The sequence below is a fragment of the Microbulbifer variabilis genome (assembly GCF_020524905.1).
Lineage (GTDB): Bacteria > Pseudomonadota > Gammaproteobacteria > Pseudomonadales > Cellvibrionaceae > Microbulbifer > Microbulbifer variabilis_A.
The window spans coordinates 64927-81638 of the sequence record NZ_JAIVKI010000011.1; the positions used below are offsets into that span (position 1 = coordinate 64927).

Genomic DNA, 16712 nt, shown 5'->3' on the forward strand with positions numbered 1-16712 from the left:
TTTTCTTGCCCGATTCTGATACTGAAAATTCTTTTCGTAAACGGTCAAATTGATCCTACCCATCCACAACGGACACAGCATTAAGCAACTAGTTTTTCCTCAAACGCTTCAGGGCTGAGATAGCCATTAGCGCTGTGAAGTCGGGATCGATTGTAGTCTATCTCTATATATTCAAATACTGTTTCTCGCATTGAACACCTGGTGGAAAAGCGGTTTCCATGAATCACCTCCACTTTGAGTGAGTGGAAAAACGTTTCTGCACACGCGTTATCGTAGCAGTTACCCTTGGCGCTCATGCTGCTCTGAAGGTCATACGCTTTAATTAACGATTGATAATCTCTGGATCAATATTGGCTTCCCCTAGCAGTATGCACGATAACATTCTTAGGCTTTTTACGTCGCCATAAAGCCACTTGTAAAGCATCACAGACTAATGTAGCCGTCATTCTTTCGGACAGGCCCAGCCAATAACCAGCCCTCTTCTGTCCATAGGTAGGTGATATCCCCGACTATTTCTGATTCGGTGTCTCAGCGTATAAGTTCTGCTTAGCAGATTGGGAGCCATCGGCAGGTTATGTTTCGAGTAGATCGTGGCCTTATATTTCTTATCTGCTTTGACCTGAAGCCCCTGCTGACGAATACTGGCAGCCACTGCTTTCTGATTATATTATTTGTAATCACTAGCAAGCTCCTTCGTCAGGTGTGGTACGCCAAAACGCCCCCAACTGGCCATAAAGCTGCTTTCGGTATTGTAATCGCTTGGAACGGGTAGCAGCTCTTAGTACCCAGCCATAAAAGCCGCTACGAGATACACTTAACACCCTGGCCATTGCCTTGATGCTGAACTCTTGCCTGTGCTGTTGCAAAAAGGCCTACCTCATTTCAGTCTCTTTGCAAAGTACGTTGTAGCCTTTTTTAGGATAACTATCTCCTTTGCCTGCTCAGCTAGCTGTCGTTTCAGGTGAGCTTTCTCTGCGGTCAGCTCTCTTTCGGCATCTCCTTGGCTCTGATGCAACTTAGGGATCCTCTTGCAGAGAAGCGTAGTCGCCTGAAGCATCGCCCATGCCGAACTGAGTTACGAAAGGTAAAAAATAAAGGCGCAGGTTAGGGCAAAAGTAGAGCATCCATTCCGATATATTAAAAATATCTTCAGGTCTGGCAAAGTACGCTATCGAGGTTTAGAAAAAAACACTCAGCGCTTATTTCTGCTGGCTGGCTTTACCAACTTACTAATTGGGAAAAAGTATCTGCTGACCTAGGGTTAGTGTGCCTTAAATTCGCCAAACGCGGATCTAAGGCAGAAAAAATGGAGATAACTATGTATAGAAAGTAGGGTTTCGAGTAAAAAAGAGGCATTTATAGCTATAGGAAGCCTGATGCAAGGCTAAAGGCTGATTTTTCAGAGGATCCCTAGCATTATCAGCATACCACCCTGCAAGAATCCCATGAGTGGCCCTCACACAGCACTCCGGTTTGGTACGCATTGTTAAGGGGCCCGCGTGTGCTGGAATCTCAAATCAGGGGCGAAGGTGTACTCATAATCTACGCTCTTACAAGCGCGGCTCAGCTGCGTCAATTTCATATTAATTCTCTCCCTGCCAGCGAGGAGGGAATTACTTTCACAGTGAATACGCTGGGGAATCACTTGTAGTGTGATCCCCAGCGAGGCGCCATCATAGCTTCCTGGCCAACAAGATCAGATTCACAGTAATCCAAAACCGGCATTTGTGAGTGAACTACTCCCCTTAGAAACTTATTGTCAACGGCTTCTATAGCAAATGCCCATTATCAAAGACTATCAGGTGGGTACCCCGGCGCACTCACCCCCAGTGGTATCCCTGGGTTTCACGCGAGATACCCTAGCCACCTTCCAGAAAAGTGATGTCTCTATACTCAACAGAGACGGCCGCAATCAAATGTGATCAGTGTAAAGGGAAAGCACTTACCTGCAGCTCCGCAAGCCAACAACTCAACAGCGACCTGCTTATAACTGTTGGTTACAGACATAGCGGAAAATATTGTTATTTATTGCATAAGCCTACTGGTATGTTAGGCGCCAGCGGAGAACTGTCCGGGGCTTGCCCCTTTCTCCACCATCCGCGCACAAAGGCAATGGAATCAAGCTGTTATGTATCGATACGACGACCGGGATCGCGCCATCATCAACGATCGCGTTGTCCAGTTCCGCGGCCAGACGGAACGTTACCTCGCCGGCGAGTTGAGTGAGGAACAATTCCTGCCACTGCGCCTGCAAAATGGCCTCTATATTCAGCGACTGGCCCCCATGTTGCGCATCGCCGTGCCCTACGGCCTGCTCAACAGCAGCCAGCTGCGTCGTCTCGCGCGTGTCAGCCGGGACTATGACAAAGGATACGCGCATTTCACCACGCGTCAGAACCTGCAGTACAACTGGCCCCAACTGGAAGATGTACCCGCTATTCTGGCCGAGCTGGCCGAAGTGGAAATGCACGCGGTTCAAACCAGCGGCAACTGTATTCGCAACACCACCTCTGACCCTTATGCGGGTATTGCTCTCGACGAGATTGCCGACCCGCGTCCCTACTGCGAACTGATTCGCCAGTGGTCTACCTTCCACCCGGAATTCGCCTTTCTGCCGCGCAAGTTCAAGATCGCGGTGAGTGGCTCGGAGCAGGACCGCGCCGCGATTCGTGTACACGACATCGGCGTGCAGATTGTGAAGCACGGCGAGGAAATTGGATTCCAGGTGCTGGTTGGCGGCGGCCAGGGCCGCACACCGGTTATTGCCGAGACGATCCGCGACTTCCTGCCGGAAGAAGATCTGCTCTCCTACCTGGAAGCGATTGTGCGCGTGTACAACCAGCTGGGCCGCCGCGACAACAAGTACAAGGCGCGCATCAAGATTCTGGTGAAAGCCCTCGGCCCCGAAGAATTTGGTCGCCGTGTGGAAGAAGAGTGGCAGCACATTAAAGACGGGGTAGAGAAATTGACCCCAGAAGCTCTGCAGTGGGCCAAATCCTTCTTCACCGCGCCCGACTACAAGACCTTTGATGGCGCCGCCAGTGAAGCTGCCCTACAGCAACAGGCCGATAGCGACAAGGCTTTCGCACGCTGGTTGGATCGCAACACCTACCCTCACCGGGTACCCGGTTACCGCGCCATCAAGCTCTCCACCAAACCTACCGGTGTGCCCCCCGGTGATGTCACCGACCGACAGCTGGAGGCCATTGCCGATCTCGCCGATGCCTTTAGCTTTGGCGAAGCTCGCGCTACCCACGATCAAAATGTGGTACTGGCCGATGTGGAACAGGGCCAGCTTTACGAGCTGTGGCAACAGGCGCGCAAACACGGCTTTGCCACGCCGAATATCGGCACCCTTACCGATATGATCTGCTGCCCTGGTGGCGATTACTGCTCCCTGGCCAACGCTAAGTCGATCCCAGTTGCCGAAGCGATCCAGCGTCGGTTCGACGATATGGACTACCTCTACGACCTGGGCGATTTGAACCTGAATATTTCCGGCTGTATGAATGCCTGTGGCCACCACCATGTGGGCCATATCGGTATCCTCGGCGTGGACAAGAAGGGCGAAGAGTTCTACCAGATCCAGCTGGGCGGCAGCGCCTCCAACGAAGCCAGCTTGGCCAAGGTACTGGGCCCCAGCTTCTCACGGGCTGAAGTTCCCGAAGTAATCGGCAAGATCCTCGATCTCTACGTCGAGCAACGCCAGGCCGAAGAGCCCTTTATCGATACCTACAACCGCATCGGCCTGCAGCCCTTCAAGGAGAGAGTCTATGCCAAAGCCAATTAAGCTGGGCCCACAGCCGGGCAACCCCACCGAGTTAATTCTCAACGGTGAAGTGGCCACTAATGAGTGGAAGATACTGCCGCAGCTGGAAGAAGGGGAAACGTTTGATATAAACGCCCTGCCCCCCGGCAAAGTGATACTGCCGTTGCGTCAGTGGCAGGCACACCGGGAGGCCCTGGCCAAGCGCAGTGCTGAAGTGGGCGTCTGGCTAGATAGTGACGAAGGTGCAGAGCTTATCGGCAGCGAAGCCGCAAATTTACCCTTGATTGCCATTCACTTCCCCGCCTTCGCCGACGGCCGCGGATTTTCTGCCGGTCGTTTACTTCGCGAACGCTTTGGCTTCAAAGGAGAGCTGCGCGCGGTGGGCGGCTTTATGCGTGACCAGCTCACTTACCTTCAGCGCTGCGGCTTTAATGCCTACGCTTTCGAAGGCGAGCAGCCTCTCACCATCCTGAAAGAGTCCTTACACGATTTCGGGGATAGCTATCAATCTGGCGTGGATCAACCTCTGCCGATGTTCCGCAGACGCTTCTAAAGCCTACGCCACGTTAAGTGTGCCCTGCCTTCATTGACCAGGGCACACTATTCCCCTGCCACTCTTCATGCCAATACCCGACGTCAAAGCCCCACTTCAACCCGCTCTCAAACTAGCACCTTCTCCTCTCAAAGAAACTACTGCCCTCAATTATTTAAACCGCCGCATCCAGAAGCGCCAACCCATTACCATAAACAACATCAGGCCCCGCCCCCGATACACGAAATGGTATCTGATTTAAATCCCCACCGAGTGTACTAATGGCAAGTGCCACCCGCTTTAATTCCCGAGCACCCGGCCGATAGTGGCCACTGTGGTTATTGACCTCGAGTATTTGATAGCCGGCACCCAGTACAATAGTTCCTGCACCCAAGACCGGACCACCAGCCATAAATGAGGAATGATGAAAGTGACCTAAATTTTTTCTTCCGACATAAAAATTTCGCTGTGAATCCACAACATAAATAATGTTTCCCGCAGTATTTTGCAGGATACCCAGCTCAAACCTTCTTTGCGGAGGAATAACCAACGTGTTTCCTGTAAATGTTACGCGGTGTTTCAGCCTGTCCCGATCGGAGAGATAACGGACATTGCCATTGCGGCCATGGGTCGCCTGATGGTTGGGATGATGAACTTCCGGCCAATAAGGAGTGGCTACCATTTTTGCCCCTCTTGAGCGGCCTAAAAGTCCTAGCGTTGCCAAAGTGGAGCGCAGGTGCCTCCAGCGCCCTCTAGCTCTCTCTCTTTTTTCTTCCTCAGTCATTAGATGCTTCCTTCCATGAAGTGATTAAGATTAATAGGGGCGCTCTAGCCCCAAACATCACTTAATAGAATATTGAAAGCAGCATGAACAACTTATGAATAATACGTGTTAAAAGATGCCTCGTAAGGAGTTTTCCCTGGCCAGGCTAAGCTCTGAATAGAGATATGCAATGAGCGCTCGACGAAAAACCTCTATATTTCAGACACTTTCACCGAGCACAAACTATGGATCAATACTTAACGTTAGATACGTCACCCAATATTAAACACCTAGAACCCGATGAAAAAGCCTATCAAAATCCGTTATATCCAGCTTTGGTCGCTCCTCAATTGAGTTGGCCACCCCATGGCCCAAATTTTCTTGAATCCAGTTATCAAGGCGAGCATCCAGAACGACAAGACTGCCTTCATCCAGCCCTTTCTTCTTCTCAATCAAACTGGATATCAACTGCAGCAACCATTCCTCTTGTGCGTTCGCCAGCAACTCTTCGCACATCTGCAAAAAATCGACCGGGGGAATAGCCATAAATCTTTTTATGTAAAGTGCACTTAGGATAGAACGCATTACATAAAGCAGTTTTTTGACTTGAATTTCTTTGGAACCCTCATTATTGTTTCGAGCAAATTTTGAGTAACAATTAAATCCCATACTTATATAATGGTGCGCCAAGGCTCGTGGTTGCCAGCATTTTTTGGCAAGGCTGCGAAGTTCATCCAAAACCTCTTGCTGACTAAGATAAACTTTTGGAGAGAACAACCATTCAATCAATGTCGGGTTACTTCCCCGCAACAAACCCAATGCTTTGCTAATATCCCAGCCAACCAGATCAAGCTCATCACCCAGTGCTTTATCAAAGGGCACCTCCACAACATCCCTTGGGTTTCCAAGAGTCAGATAGTGGTTAAGATCTCGCTTGTAAATAAAACGTACATCCCAGTCACTATCTGGTGACTCAAAGCCCCATGCCCGGCTGCCAGATTCACAGGCATATAAAATCTCTATGCCTTTCTCCGCCTCAAGTGTTCTTAATCTATCCTGTATCACCAATTCCATAGAATGCTATCTATCAATTTGCCACTGTAGAGAAGTAAAACTAAACCGTTCACTGGAGGCTCCTTCCCTTTACCTTATAGCCACCAACCAAGTATCCCAGCAATGACCCAATAAGAACTGGAATAGAGATCAAACCCATTAACAACCAGCGATCCTGTTTAAAATGCACATCGAAGTGAACCAATGAAACATAAGCCACTGCGCACATCGCGACAACAATGGCAATCAGCACTCCCCAAGTCACAAGATTCGCCGACAAGACCGCACCGCAACTTTTACAGGCGCACTGTATCGAGTTGATGCCACTACACCAGCCAATCAAAGATATGGGCTTTTCATTACAACCAGGGCAATTTTTCATTTTTACATCAACCTCTAAATCTAAACTAAAACCTAGCTAGAGCCCCACCCCAGCGACCTGAAATTATATTTAATATTCTTCTATGCAGAAACTTCCCCTCTACATTAACCCGAGCTTTGGAGGAAAGAGAATAACAAGGAGGAACGCTGCCTATCACGCCTCTCCAATCCCTATAACACCGCTACCAATACCCAAAACGTCCCATAGAAACCCAAGCTCGAAGGATAGAGTGCCTTCTTCCCATAATGAGCGAAACATCTGCTATCATCGCGCCCGCAAAAACCTAAGGGGTGGCCAAGGCCTGAGATGCTGCGAGATCAAGAAGATCTGTTGAAGCAAACCCTTGAACCTGATCCGGTTAATACCGGCGTAGGAATAGGTAGGCATGCCAAAGCCCTCCCCTCGTCGCGCTCCGGGTCTCTTTCATTAGTGTTGATCCGAGAGAGAACCATGAAGAAACTGTTCACAATCCACCCGATTGCTTTATCCATCGGCCTTGTTGCGGGCTCGCCTAGTGGATTGGTTTTAGCTGCAGAGCCCATGAACAGGGGGCTTGAAGAGGTGGTAGTGACGGCTCAACTGCGCGATACCAACCTGCTCGATCTACCAAGCAGCGTCAGTGTGATGGACGCAAGCAGTATTGAGGCGCGAGGTGCTGGTAACTTGGACCAACTATTGAATATGGCACCAAATGTCAACTTCTCTACTGGCGCTTCACGGGGACGCTTTATTCAGATTCGCGGTATTGGTGAGCGCAGCCAGTTTATCGACCCAGTAAATCCTTCCGTAGGCTTGGTCATTGATGGGATCGACTTTACTGGTCTTGGTCTGGCTGCCAGCACCCTGGATATCGAACAGGTAGAGATCCTCCGCGGCCCTCAAGGCACCCTGTATGGTGCTAATGCCCTGGCGGGCCTGGTCAACATGCGCAGCGCCGCACCCACTTTAGAAACTACAGGCAAGGTCTCTGCCGAACTGAGTGAATATGGTGGCCGCAGCCTCTCTGCCATTGGCAGCGGCAGCCTGACCGAGCAGCTTGGCTTCCGTGTTGCCGCCAGCGAACGAAAGTCCGATGGCTATATGGAAAACCAGTACCTGGGCCGCGATGACACAAACAATATTGATGAGTCCGTGCTGCGTGGCAAACTGGCTTACTCACTCAATGATGACTTACAACTTGGCCTGACACTCTTCTACCTTGATGCCGATAACGGCTACGATGCCTTCTCTTTATACAATACCCGCGAAACCCTCTCCGACAAGCCCGGTCGGGACCAGCAGGAAACCTGGGCAGGCGCTATAACTGGGCAGTGGTCGGGTAACGAAAATTTCACTCTTGAAGCCACCCTAAGCCTCGCCAACTCCGATACCGAGTACGGATACGATGAAGACTGGAGTTATATTGGTTTTCATCCCTGGGGTTACAGTCAAACCGATAATTACCAGCGGGACAAAGACAATACCAGCCTGGATCTGCGCCTCCTCTCCACCGAGACCTCCAAACTCTTTGCGGGGCGCACTAGCTGGGTACTGGGGGTTTATCATCGCCATGAACAAGAAGACCTCCTACAGGTTTCAGGAGCAACTGAAGGCACAATCACTGAATACAGCTTTTTTAGCAGTGAGTTTGATACCAAAAACAGCGCAGTTTATGGGCAGCTGAGCACCACACTGAGCGACACCCTCAACCTGATTAGCGGGCTTCGTCTGGAAAGGCGTAGTGCAGATTATTTTGATTCCTATACCACCAAGGCAGATAGCAGTGAGGACTTGTGGGGGGGAAATATAACCCTGGAATATCATTATTCCGAAGACACTTTATTGTACGCCACCGTTTCACGAGGCTATAAGGCAGGGGGTGTAAACGGGGCAATCATCGCAGAGTTCGCGGGTAATGTAGAAACTTACCGTGAGATGTTCGAGTTTGATACAGAGCATTTACTTAACTACGAACTTGGGGCAAAAGGCAATTGGCTGGATAACCGTTTACAGGCCCAGTTAGCGGCCTTCTACCAGGACCGCAACGACGTCCAAGCCAAACAATCACTTTTTAACCCAGAGAGTAAAAAGTTTAGGGAGTACCTGGGCAACGCCGCAGGTGGTAAAACTTTCGGCTTTGAGGCGGAAATAAATTTCCAAGCGACTGAAGCTGTACGCCTCTTCGCCTCCGCAGGCTGGCTAAACGCCGAGTTTGAGGACTTTATTAGTAGCACCCACGTAGATACGGAGAAGGACGATAAAACCGGTACAGTACTACCGGTAAATCTGGATGGGCGTGATGTAGCTCATGCACCAAACTATCAGTTCTTCACTGGCACCGAGATTGATCTCAGTGCCCACTGGGTACTGCGCCTGGAATTGGAAGGCAAGGATGAGTTTTACTTCTCCAATAGCCACAATGAAAAATCCACTGCCTACGAATTGCTCAACGCCCGCCTCACCTACCGGGCTGACAGCTGGGAAATCTCCCTGTGGGGCAGAAACCTGACCGACGAGGACTACTACACCAGGGGTTTCTATTTCAGCAATGAATATGGCAATAATCCAGCTAATGACTATGCTCCGGAGCCTTACTATCAACAAGGTGAACCACGTATTGCCGGGGTAACCGGTACTTATACTTTCTAACAAATCACCGGTAATGTAGCCGACAAACTCCGATAACTGCCCGTGAAATATTAGATACATAGCGTACCTGCTATTCACGGGCTTAATCTGGTTAGGTAGCGAAGAATGAAGAATCGTTGCCACTAGGCTCTCTGCGGATAACGAGAAAATCTATGCAACTCTCTGTAGAAATCAGCATGTACCCACTAAAAGATGAATACATCCCTAGTATTCAAGTTTTTATTGAACGCCTGAATAGCCATTCAGGCCTGAGAGTGATCACCAACACCATGAGTACTCAGGTATTTGGTGAGTATGATTTACTAATGGATATCCTAAAAATAGAAATGCGTAAATCCTACGAACAGTTTGGACGCGCCATTTTTGTTTGTAAATTTATCGATGGCGACCTAGCTCCGGCAGAACCCCATGCTTGACCCCGAGTTTCTTGAAATTATTCGCACCTCAATTGCGGCCATGTCCCTGTGGGAAGTTGCAGCAGTTATTCTGGCCCTCGCCTACCTGTTGCTGGCGATGCGAGAGAAAATCAGCTGCTGGTATGCTGCATTTGCCAGTACCGCAATCTATTTGGTTTTATTCTGGGATGTCAGCCTACTGATGGAGTCGGCACTTCAGGTTTTCTATCTAGTCATGGCTGTCTATGGCTGGTGGCAATGGCGCCACCACAGGGATAAAAACAAAGATCTTAAGATTCACCGGTGGGGACTGCAAACCCACTTAATAATGTTCAGTGGAGTTGCCATACTAACCCTGATATTCGGTTATCTGCTGGATAACTTTACCAGCGCCGCCCTACCCTATCTTGATTCCTTCACCACCCTGGGAGCCGTGGTAACCACCTATATGGTGACACGCAAGGTCTTGGAAAACTGGATCTACTGGATTGTGGTGGATGGAGTCTCTATCTATCTCTACCTGGATAGAGGACTCTACCTCACCGCGCTGTTGTTTTTGCTCTACGTGGTGTTGGTTGTTATTGGTTTTTTCCAATGGAAATCCATCTATAACAGGCAGAATCAAGCTGAGCAAACCCGGTTTGCCCCAGCAAAGAGCGGCCAAGTTTCCAACGCTTAACAGCGATGTGATCTAGCCCCCAGTGCCTATGAGCGATACTCAGAATGACATTATTCCTTGCGACTGGCATCAGTGGAGCCAGTCCAGGCCAAGTTTTATACGAGCTTTGGCAGGTGGGCAAACCAATAGAACCTATCTAGTCTCATCAGGGGAGGTGCTTCTGGTTGTACGCCATAACTCCCCTCTCAGCCAGGCGCTGGACCTGAACCGGGCAGCTGAAGCCCAAGTCCTCAGCAGAGCCAGTCATGCCAGGCTCTGCGCGCCCCTTATTTATTGTGATCCTCAATACCAATATTTGGTAACAGGATTTATCCAGGGCCAGCCCTGGCGCACAGAGACCCCTGGCGCCTTGGAACGACTTGCCAAGCTGCTCCGTAATATTCACGCTCTCCCGGCAATAAACAGTCAACTCGATATTGAACTGAAAATAGACTACTACTGGTCATCAATTGATACTCAAGCCGATTTCTATCCACTTCTGGAACAGTTAAGCGATGAAGTATCAACTAGTATTAACGCAACAAAGGCTATTCATGATAACCCCTGCCTTTGCCACAACGACCTGACCAAAGAAAACCTAATTACAAGCAGTAGCGGGCAGCTTATCGCGATCGATTGGGAATATGCCTCCATGGGGGATCGGTTTTATGACCTTGCCGCACTGGTCGAAGAACACCATCTATCCACAGCACAGCAGCAACAATTACTGGCTATTTATCTTCAAAGAACACCAGTCAATAATGACTGGTGGCGCCTGCACCACTGGCGGTTAATTTATAAATACCTATGTGTACTTTGGCATGCTCTGCAGTGGAGTGCCAAAAAAGAACCCTGTGATTCAAGCGCCATTATCACTCAGTGCCAAGCTTTATTAACATTAGCCGCGTCCACTCCCGATCGCTAATTAAGGAATACCCTTTACAAACCAGCATTGACTGGTTATTGCTCTACAAATATATAATCGTTGCAATCCTGCACGGATTACCATCAACACCAACGAGTATAGGGAGATACCTGTTATGGCCAGAACGTTCTTTATCTTTTTACTACTATTTGCGACAGCCAGTAGCCATGCCGAGAAGAGACCGGAAGCATTCAACACTATCGACAAGCTTTTCGCGGCTATGTCGAAGTTTGATCATCAGGCAATGAGAAGTACAGTTACCGATTCCTTTATTCTATTGGAGCACGGCGAAGTCTGGACCATAGAGGATCTGGTTAAAGTGGTTAAGCCTTCTAGCTATACCAGAACGAATTACTTCAGCATCATCAACTACGAGCAGCAAGGTGATTTACTCACTGTGAATTACTGGAACAAAGCCAACTTTACCCAGAAAAACAACAGCGAGGAGGTTATCTGGCTTGAAAGTGCAGTACTGGCGAAGGTAGATGGGAACTGGTTGCTCACCCAAATGCATTCCACTAGGCTGCCAACGGGTAAAACTCCCGATAAGGTTACTTTTATCCAGCAAAAGCTCTAAGGCAAAGAAAAGCCAGTTCGAGTGGGCAGGCCTAACGGCCCGCCCATTATCCATTGTAAGGATCACCGCCAGTACCACCCCAGCGCCTTTCCCTCCTCCCCATGGCATCATGTAAAATATGCAGCAACAATACGATGCAAAGCGTTTATTACCCTAGGAGGCGGCTTTATGAAGCTAAGAGTGTACCTTTCCGGTGAAATTCATTCTGACTGGAGAACCCAAATCATCGAGGGTTGCAAGAAACAAGGATTGGACATCACCTTCTCATCCGCAGTTACCAATCACGATGCCAGTGACGCTGCCGGAGATGGTCTTGGCCAGGAGTCCAACTCCTTCTGGCGGGATCATAAGTCGGCCAAAGTCAATGCCATTCGCATCAAACACTCGATTGAGAGCTGTGACCTGGCCATTATTCGCTTTGGTGAGAAGTACAAGCAGTGGAACGCTGCATTCGATGCAGGCTACTGTGCGGCCCTAGGGAAACCTTATATTACCCTGCATGATGAATCTCTGGTTCACGCCCTGAAAGAGGTCGATGGTTCTGCGCAGGCCTGGGCCCAGAACCCAGCACAAATAGTCGACATTCTGAAATACCTCTCTACCCAAGCCTAATCTCCTGTATTGCCACCGCCAGCCAATGGCGGCGGTGGCTTATGAAATATCAGTATCCCAGCCTATTTGTACCGGTATTTAATGGACAAATCCTTAATGGAAAAGGATATACCCGGCTCTTTCCGCGGAACCATGTTTTCTTCCGGTTCCACTTTCATCCACTTTTAATGAAAGCGAACCCGTCGGGCTTCCAGGGTCTCCATTCAACACTAGCCAACCACCATCACGACCATCAACGCCCATAATTGAGGCAATAGCATGGCTACCCACTGCCGTTGGATACAAAGACTCTCCGCTATTAAGCATGCCTTCTATGAGATCCGGCCCTACCGCTGCCGTGAACTGCACACCGGAAACTACATAAGTACCTGCTTCAACAACAATCAGGCCAAGCTGCTCATTCAAACGGCTTCCCGAATTGGTACTGATCCCCTTTCCAGCAACAAATGCCGTTTCAACGGGCAACCCCAGATCTTTAATACCTGACTCACTGGCACTCCAGAAATGAGAAAAATTGCTATCGTTATAGGTCATTACCTGTCCTATAACCACCGGTTCTACATAATCCTCTGCATTAAGCATTTGCCGATCCTCGGCTTCCCAGTTTCCCTTTTGCCCTGTAAGGCCGGAAGTCACTCGTTGCGCTTCCATTTTAACTCCATGCTCCTGTTCCGTATAAATCCCTTGCTCCACCACAATATAAGTTAGAGACACCGATACGGTACTACCGTTACCCCTGACATCCTGAGCCATTACCTGAAAGGTATTACCTTGTGCATTACGTATCCGTGGTACCGTTGCCACATGAACAGAGGTATAAACTGGTGTTGCGACTACGACCATATTGTCATAGTGGTTTTCAAGCGTAACCGTTTGCCAGTTGCTAGTGACATTCGTTAAAACGCCATGCTCCATTTTTAAGCCGCACTGTGTTCCCTCAACTACCATCGAAAATACTTTGGAGTTATTCGTTGCGATGCCATCCGATATTTCAAAATGTATACCGTTAGTGATTCCCAAGTCCGAACAAGAGGGCGTACCAGAAATTTCGCCCGTTCTGCTATCGATTACCAACCATTCTGGCGCATTAACAACTGAAAAGGTCATATTGACCGTATCCTGCTCGTCTCCGTCATGCCAGGAAGGAAAAAAGTAAAATGAATCGCCCACCTGTACTGTATGATCTTTTATAGAAGCATCTATAAAAACTGGAGCTTGGTTAGCAACTAAAGCATCTTCAATATCCACATACCAAATGCCCGAACCAACAAGCCCTCCTCTCTCCCCCCGATGAGAGGCCATTAACAAATCCCCATTGTTATCAGAAAAGACATCAAGTATCCCATTTAAAAACTTAGTGTCTTGAGGTTGATGTGGACCGGAGGAAATTAATCGGTCCAGTGACCAGATACCTCCTGATTGATTTAATAGAAATACCGCATTTTGTTCACTCCAACTCCCCATAACTACACTCTGAAAATAGCTTCCAGCCGCCGTCACAAAATCAATTCCACTGGGAGGTATCTTTTCTCCGTTATATTCAAGCATTAAAACAGGCCTCCCTTGTTGAGAGGGGTCTGGCTCTATCAGTCCCAGCGACTGAGCCACAATCACATTCGGCTCCCCACTTTGTTCATCACGCCAGTCACCCACAGTACTATTCCGCTTAGGGCAACCATAATCGGTTCCCCGTATCAGCTGATAAAATTGATCCCTTGGGGTCCCATCCTCGGCAGTAGGGTTAGGACAGCGGAAATTGATTGAAGAAGCATCATTTACTGCATGCATTGTGGTATACAAGCTTCCTTGAGAATCTGCAGCCAATCCAAATGGATTGCGTAATCCCTGGGCGTAGCTACGTATCTTCCCGGTATCCTCGCTGGTAAACACCTGAATATCACGGTCATGTTCCTGACGCAGTGCCGATAGATATTCAGCATGACTACCAAAACTGTCAGGGTCCAAATCACCTCCAATATCGAACCAAGCAATATTTGAACTTGCGGTATCTTCCAGCTTCAGTAGATTTTCAATAAATAAAACGGCTGCCGTATAAGCATGCTCATTGGTTTGCGTATCACCTCTTGACCCCAGAGAAATAAAGAGAGAGTTACCACTGACATGCAAGTGTTGGATTTGGTGATGGGCGACACTTATGGACTCGGCAATAACTTGGCGCACCTCATCAACTGCATTCCCCTCGGCCTGGGTTTCTCCCCAAATACGATCCCCATCATCATCACTGAGCCGGATAATATTCTGAAAGAAGTTACTGCCACCACTATTGTGTAAGACCACGGTAGGGGCTAGGTACATAAAGACCTTTCCAGGAAGGCCCGTTTGTGAATTGATCGCATTGGGGTCATAGTGAAAAGCCATACCAATCGCACCATGGCAACTATCTCCTGGAGACCGGCCTGGGTTGCCCTCATTACAGTTCCCGTTAAGGGGATTTCGGGTGCTCTCAAACACAGACCCAGATACGGCAGTCAAGAAATCATCCTCGAACCCTCCTTCCACTTTGTCTGCTACCTGGTAGCGATAGGCAATTACCCCATGAGTTAATGTGGCGGCGTAAACATACTCCGTATCTCCCGGAGCCATGGAAATTTGTGTATAGCTCGGCTGACTAAAAGATTCATCAGAAGTTGGGTGCTCAATCAAAGTAAAGGTCTGCTCACCAAATACAGACTGCTTATCTTCATCTATAACAAAATACCTTGCATGCAGCGGAGGACTCAAAAAAGAAAAATTAGCCACTAGGACAAGACAAATATATCCAATATAAGATCTAAGTAAAATCATCTGTTCCTCAACAACTCACAAAATTTAAAAATTTCAGTTAAATGCACTAGCAACCTAACAGCCAGGTACTGAGCATTAACCAGTAATGCAGATAAAAACCAGCCCTAGATATGAAAGTAAAAAAAGTGGAACTCAAATCTAAGAGGTAAAGAGATAAGCAATTGTTGCTGGACCGTTGCAAATAGGAACTAAATCCATCGAAAATCAACAGCCATCGCCAGACTACATGCAGGCAATTACTGAATAGTAACTTTTTAGGTTTATAAACCTCACGCTTATCGATACTTACCGTTCAAACACCATCTTTTTAACTTTGGCAGAAATATTCTCTGGATCGACAGCCCCAAGAAGGTAGTAGCGTCTACAATGCATTCCTCTGGCACACTTAGCACCTATAGACTTATCTTTTTTGATCTCATGATTCCATTTACGCTCACCCCGGATCAAAAGATTGCCGTTATCCAGAGTAATATCAATATCACCAGGATCGAATTCAGGAACATCCGCCTTTACAAGAAAACGAGCATCTTCTTCAGCCGTATCAACCTATGGCGTTCACTCACCCCCCTCTTCTTCGAAAAAGGGCGGCTAGCGTACTGATCTCTTCATATATTGCATTCTCGAATTGGAGTTAATTAATCTATCAAGGGTTGGTATGGACGCAAGCTAGTATAGCCATGAGAATATAAGCCGAATAAAAATGGCGCTAAATTCAGACTATAGATACTGTCATTAAAAAACACAAAGGCATAACGTTGATGAGTAAACTCAAAGAACCTACTCAGGAGAAGTCGAGATAACTTTAACGCCACTCTGACCCTGCCTGATAGAAGCGTTAAGGTTTACAGATAAAAGATTTGACCAGAGTGAACTCTAAACCAATTTGTGATGAGCCCATCACAAGTTATCCCATTAATTATCCTGGAGGGCATCGTGACGATTAGCAAAGAGGTGTGGCAAGGCCAAGCCGTATATTCCAAGGCACATTTATGGCTCTATGATTTTTGGGTGCTTTATTTGTCAAATCGTTATATCTGGCACTGTCCAACCCCAACAATCCTTGAACAATTCAATCAATACACCAGTGCAAACCATTTGGATGTGGGTGTTGGGACCGGCTACTTTATGGATAATTGTCGCTTCCCATCTTCTCAGGTTAGGCTTGGACTTATGGATTTGAACCCGAACTGTTTAGATGTTTCCGCCAAACGAGTGGCAAGATATAAGCCTATAAAGTTTCGCACAAATGTTCTCGATGAAATGCCTAGCAATGTCGAGCCTTTTGACTCCATTTCTCTCAACTATTTGTTCCACTGCTTGCCGGGCAGACTTTCAGAAAAGCTTATAGCGATCGACCACCTTAATACACTACTTTCAGATCACGGCATCGTCTTCGGCTCTACACTATTACATGAGGGGGTACACAAAAGTGCTATCGCCAAAAAATTGATGGCCTTTTACAATAAGAAGGGAATATTCTCTAACACCCAAGACTGCAAGGAAGATTTAGAAGAATTTTTACAAAGTAGGTTTTCTGAACACTCTATTAGAATACAGGGCTGCGTTGCACTTTTTATGGCAAAGAATAAAAAGTAATCACAGCCCCAATTGTT

Annotated in this window: 12 protein-coding genes, 3 pseudogenes and 1 riboswitch; of the genes and pseudogenes, 10 read left to right on the top strand and 5 right to left on the bottom strand. The window is 48.0% G+C overall.

Translation table 11 applies throughout. The annotated features are described in order from the left end of the window. Positions 1-80: 80 nt before the first annotated feature. Positions 81-664, bottom strand: a pseudogene (locus LC073_RS21965) (IS3 family transposase); the annotation flags it as partial. Positions 665-1094: 430 nt separating this feature from the next. On the opposite strand from LC073_RS21965, the pseudogene LC073_RS13420 reads away from it, so the two are divergent. The 3 genes and pseudogenes from LC073_RS13420 to LC073_RS13430 form a co-directional block, all read left to right on the top strand. Beyond that, positions 1095-1259: pseudogene (locus LC073_RS13420) on the top strand (transposase); the annotation flags it as partial. Positions 1260-2128: 869 nt separating this feature from the next. Continuing rightward, on the top strand, positions 2129-3790 hold the full coding sequence (locus tag LC073_RS13425) for a nitrite/sulfite reductase (protein WP_226647757.1): 1662 nt from the start codon (positions 2129-2131) through the stop codon (positions 3788-3790). Beyond that, on the top strand, positions 3774-4322 hold the full coding sequence (locus LC073_RS13430) for a DUF934 domain-containing protein (RefSeq protein WP_226647758.1): 549 nt from the start codon (positions 3774-3776) through the stop codon (positions 4320-4322). Before LC073_RS13425 ends, LC073_RS13430 begins: the two co-directional genes overlap by 17 nt. A gap of 154 nt (positions 4323-4476) precedes the next feature. Here the strand turns inward: LC073_RS13430 and LC073_RS13435 are convergent, their stop codons facing one another. Together LC073_RS13435 and LC073_RS13440 are read right to left on the bottom strand one after the other, a co-directional pair. Beyond that, on the bottom strand, positions 4477-5085 hold the full coding sequence (locus LC073_RS13435; RefSeq protein ID WP_226647759.1) for a hypothetical protein: 609 nt from the start codon (positions 5083-5085) through the stop codon (positions 4477-4479). A gap of 261 nt (positions 5086-5346) precedes the next feature. Beyond that, the gene (locus tag LC073_RS13440) at positions 5347-6138 is read right to left on the bottom strand and encodes a DNA polymerase beta superfamily protein (RefSeq protein WP_226647760.1); all 792 of its coding nucleotides are present in this window, start codon (positions 6136-6138) and stop codon (positions 5347-5349) included. A 637-nt stretch (positions 6139-6775) separates the two neighbouring features. After that, positions 6776-6892: riboswitch (TPP riboswitch) on the top strand. Positions 6893-6949: 57 nt separating this feature from the next. Here LC073_RS13440 and LC073_RS13445 point away from each other — a divergent pair. From LC073_RS13445 to LC073_RS13470, 6 genes are all read left to right on the top strand, one after another. Continuing rightward, positions 6950-9127 carry a TonB-dependent receptor gene (locus tag LC073_RS13445; protein WP_226647761.1) on the top strand — a complete coding sequence of 726 codons (2178 nt, stop codon included), beginning with the start codon at positions 6950-6952 and terminating at the stop codon, positions 9125-9127. Between the two features lie 152 nt (positions 9128-9279). Continuing rightward, the gene (locus tag LC073_RS13450) at positions 9280-9543 is read left to right on the top strand and encodes a hypothetical protein (protein ID WP_226647762.1); all 264 of its coding nucleotides are present in this window, start codon (positions 9280-9282) and stop codon (positions 9541-9543) included. Further along, positions 9536-10201 (top strand): nicotinamide riboside transporter PnuC, encoded by a 666-nt coding sequence (gene pnuC / locus LC073_RS13455; protein ID WP_226647763.1) that lies wholly within the window; start codon positions 9536-9538, stop codon positions 10199-10201. Before LC073_RS13450 ends, pnuC begins: the two co-directional genes overlap by 8 nt. Positions 10202-10229: 28 nt before the next feature. Continuing rightward, complete coding sequence (locus LC073_RS13460; RefSeq protein WP_226647764.1) at positions 10230-11105, top strand: choline kinase family protein; 876 nt, start codon at positions 10230-10232, stop codon at positions 11103-11105. A gap of 115 nt (positions 11106-11220) precedes the next feature. After that, positions 11221-11682, top strand: coding sequence for a nuclear transport factor 2 family protein (locus LC073_RS13465; protein ID WP_226647765.1), 462 nt, complete (start codon positions 11221-11223; stop codon positions 11680-11682). Positions 11683-11850: 168 nt separating this feature from the next. Then, a complete protein-coding gene (locus tag LC073_RS13470; RefSeq protein ID WP_226647766.1) occupies positions 11851-12294 on the top strand; it encodes a YtoQ family protein in 444 nt (147 codons plus the stop codon). Between the two features lie 93 nt (positions 12295-12387). Here the strand turns inward: LC073_RS13470 and LC073_RS13475 are convergent, their stop codons facing one another. Next, positions 12388-15099 carry a putative Ig domain-containing protein gene (locus LC073_RS13475; protein WP_226647767.1) on the bottom strand — a complete coding sequence of 904 codons (2712 nt, stop codon included), beginning with the start codon at positions 15097-15099 and terminating at the stop codon, positions 12388-12390. Between the two features lie 285 nt (positions 15100-15384). Continuing rightward, positions 15385-15627: pseudogene (locus LC073_RS21970) on the bottom strand (Hsp20/alpha crystallin family protein); the annotation flags it as partial. 405 nt (positions 15628-16032) lie between these two features. On the opposite strand from LC073_RS21970, the gene LC073_RS13485 reads away from it, so the two are divergent. Then, the gene (locus LC073_RS13485) at positions 16033-16695 is read left to right on the top strand and encodes a class I SAM-dependent methyltransferase (RefSeq protein ID WP_226647768.1); all 663 of its coding nucleotides are present in this window, start codon (positions 16033-16035) and stop codon (positions 16693-16695) included. The last annotated feature ends 17 nt before the right edge of the window (positions 16696-16712 follow it).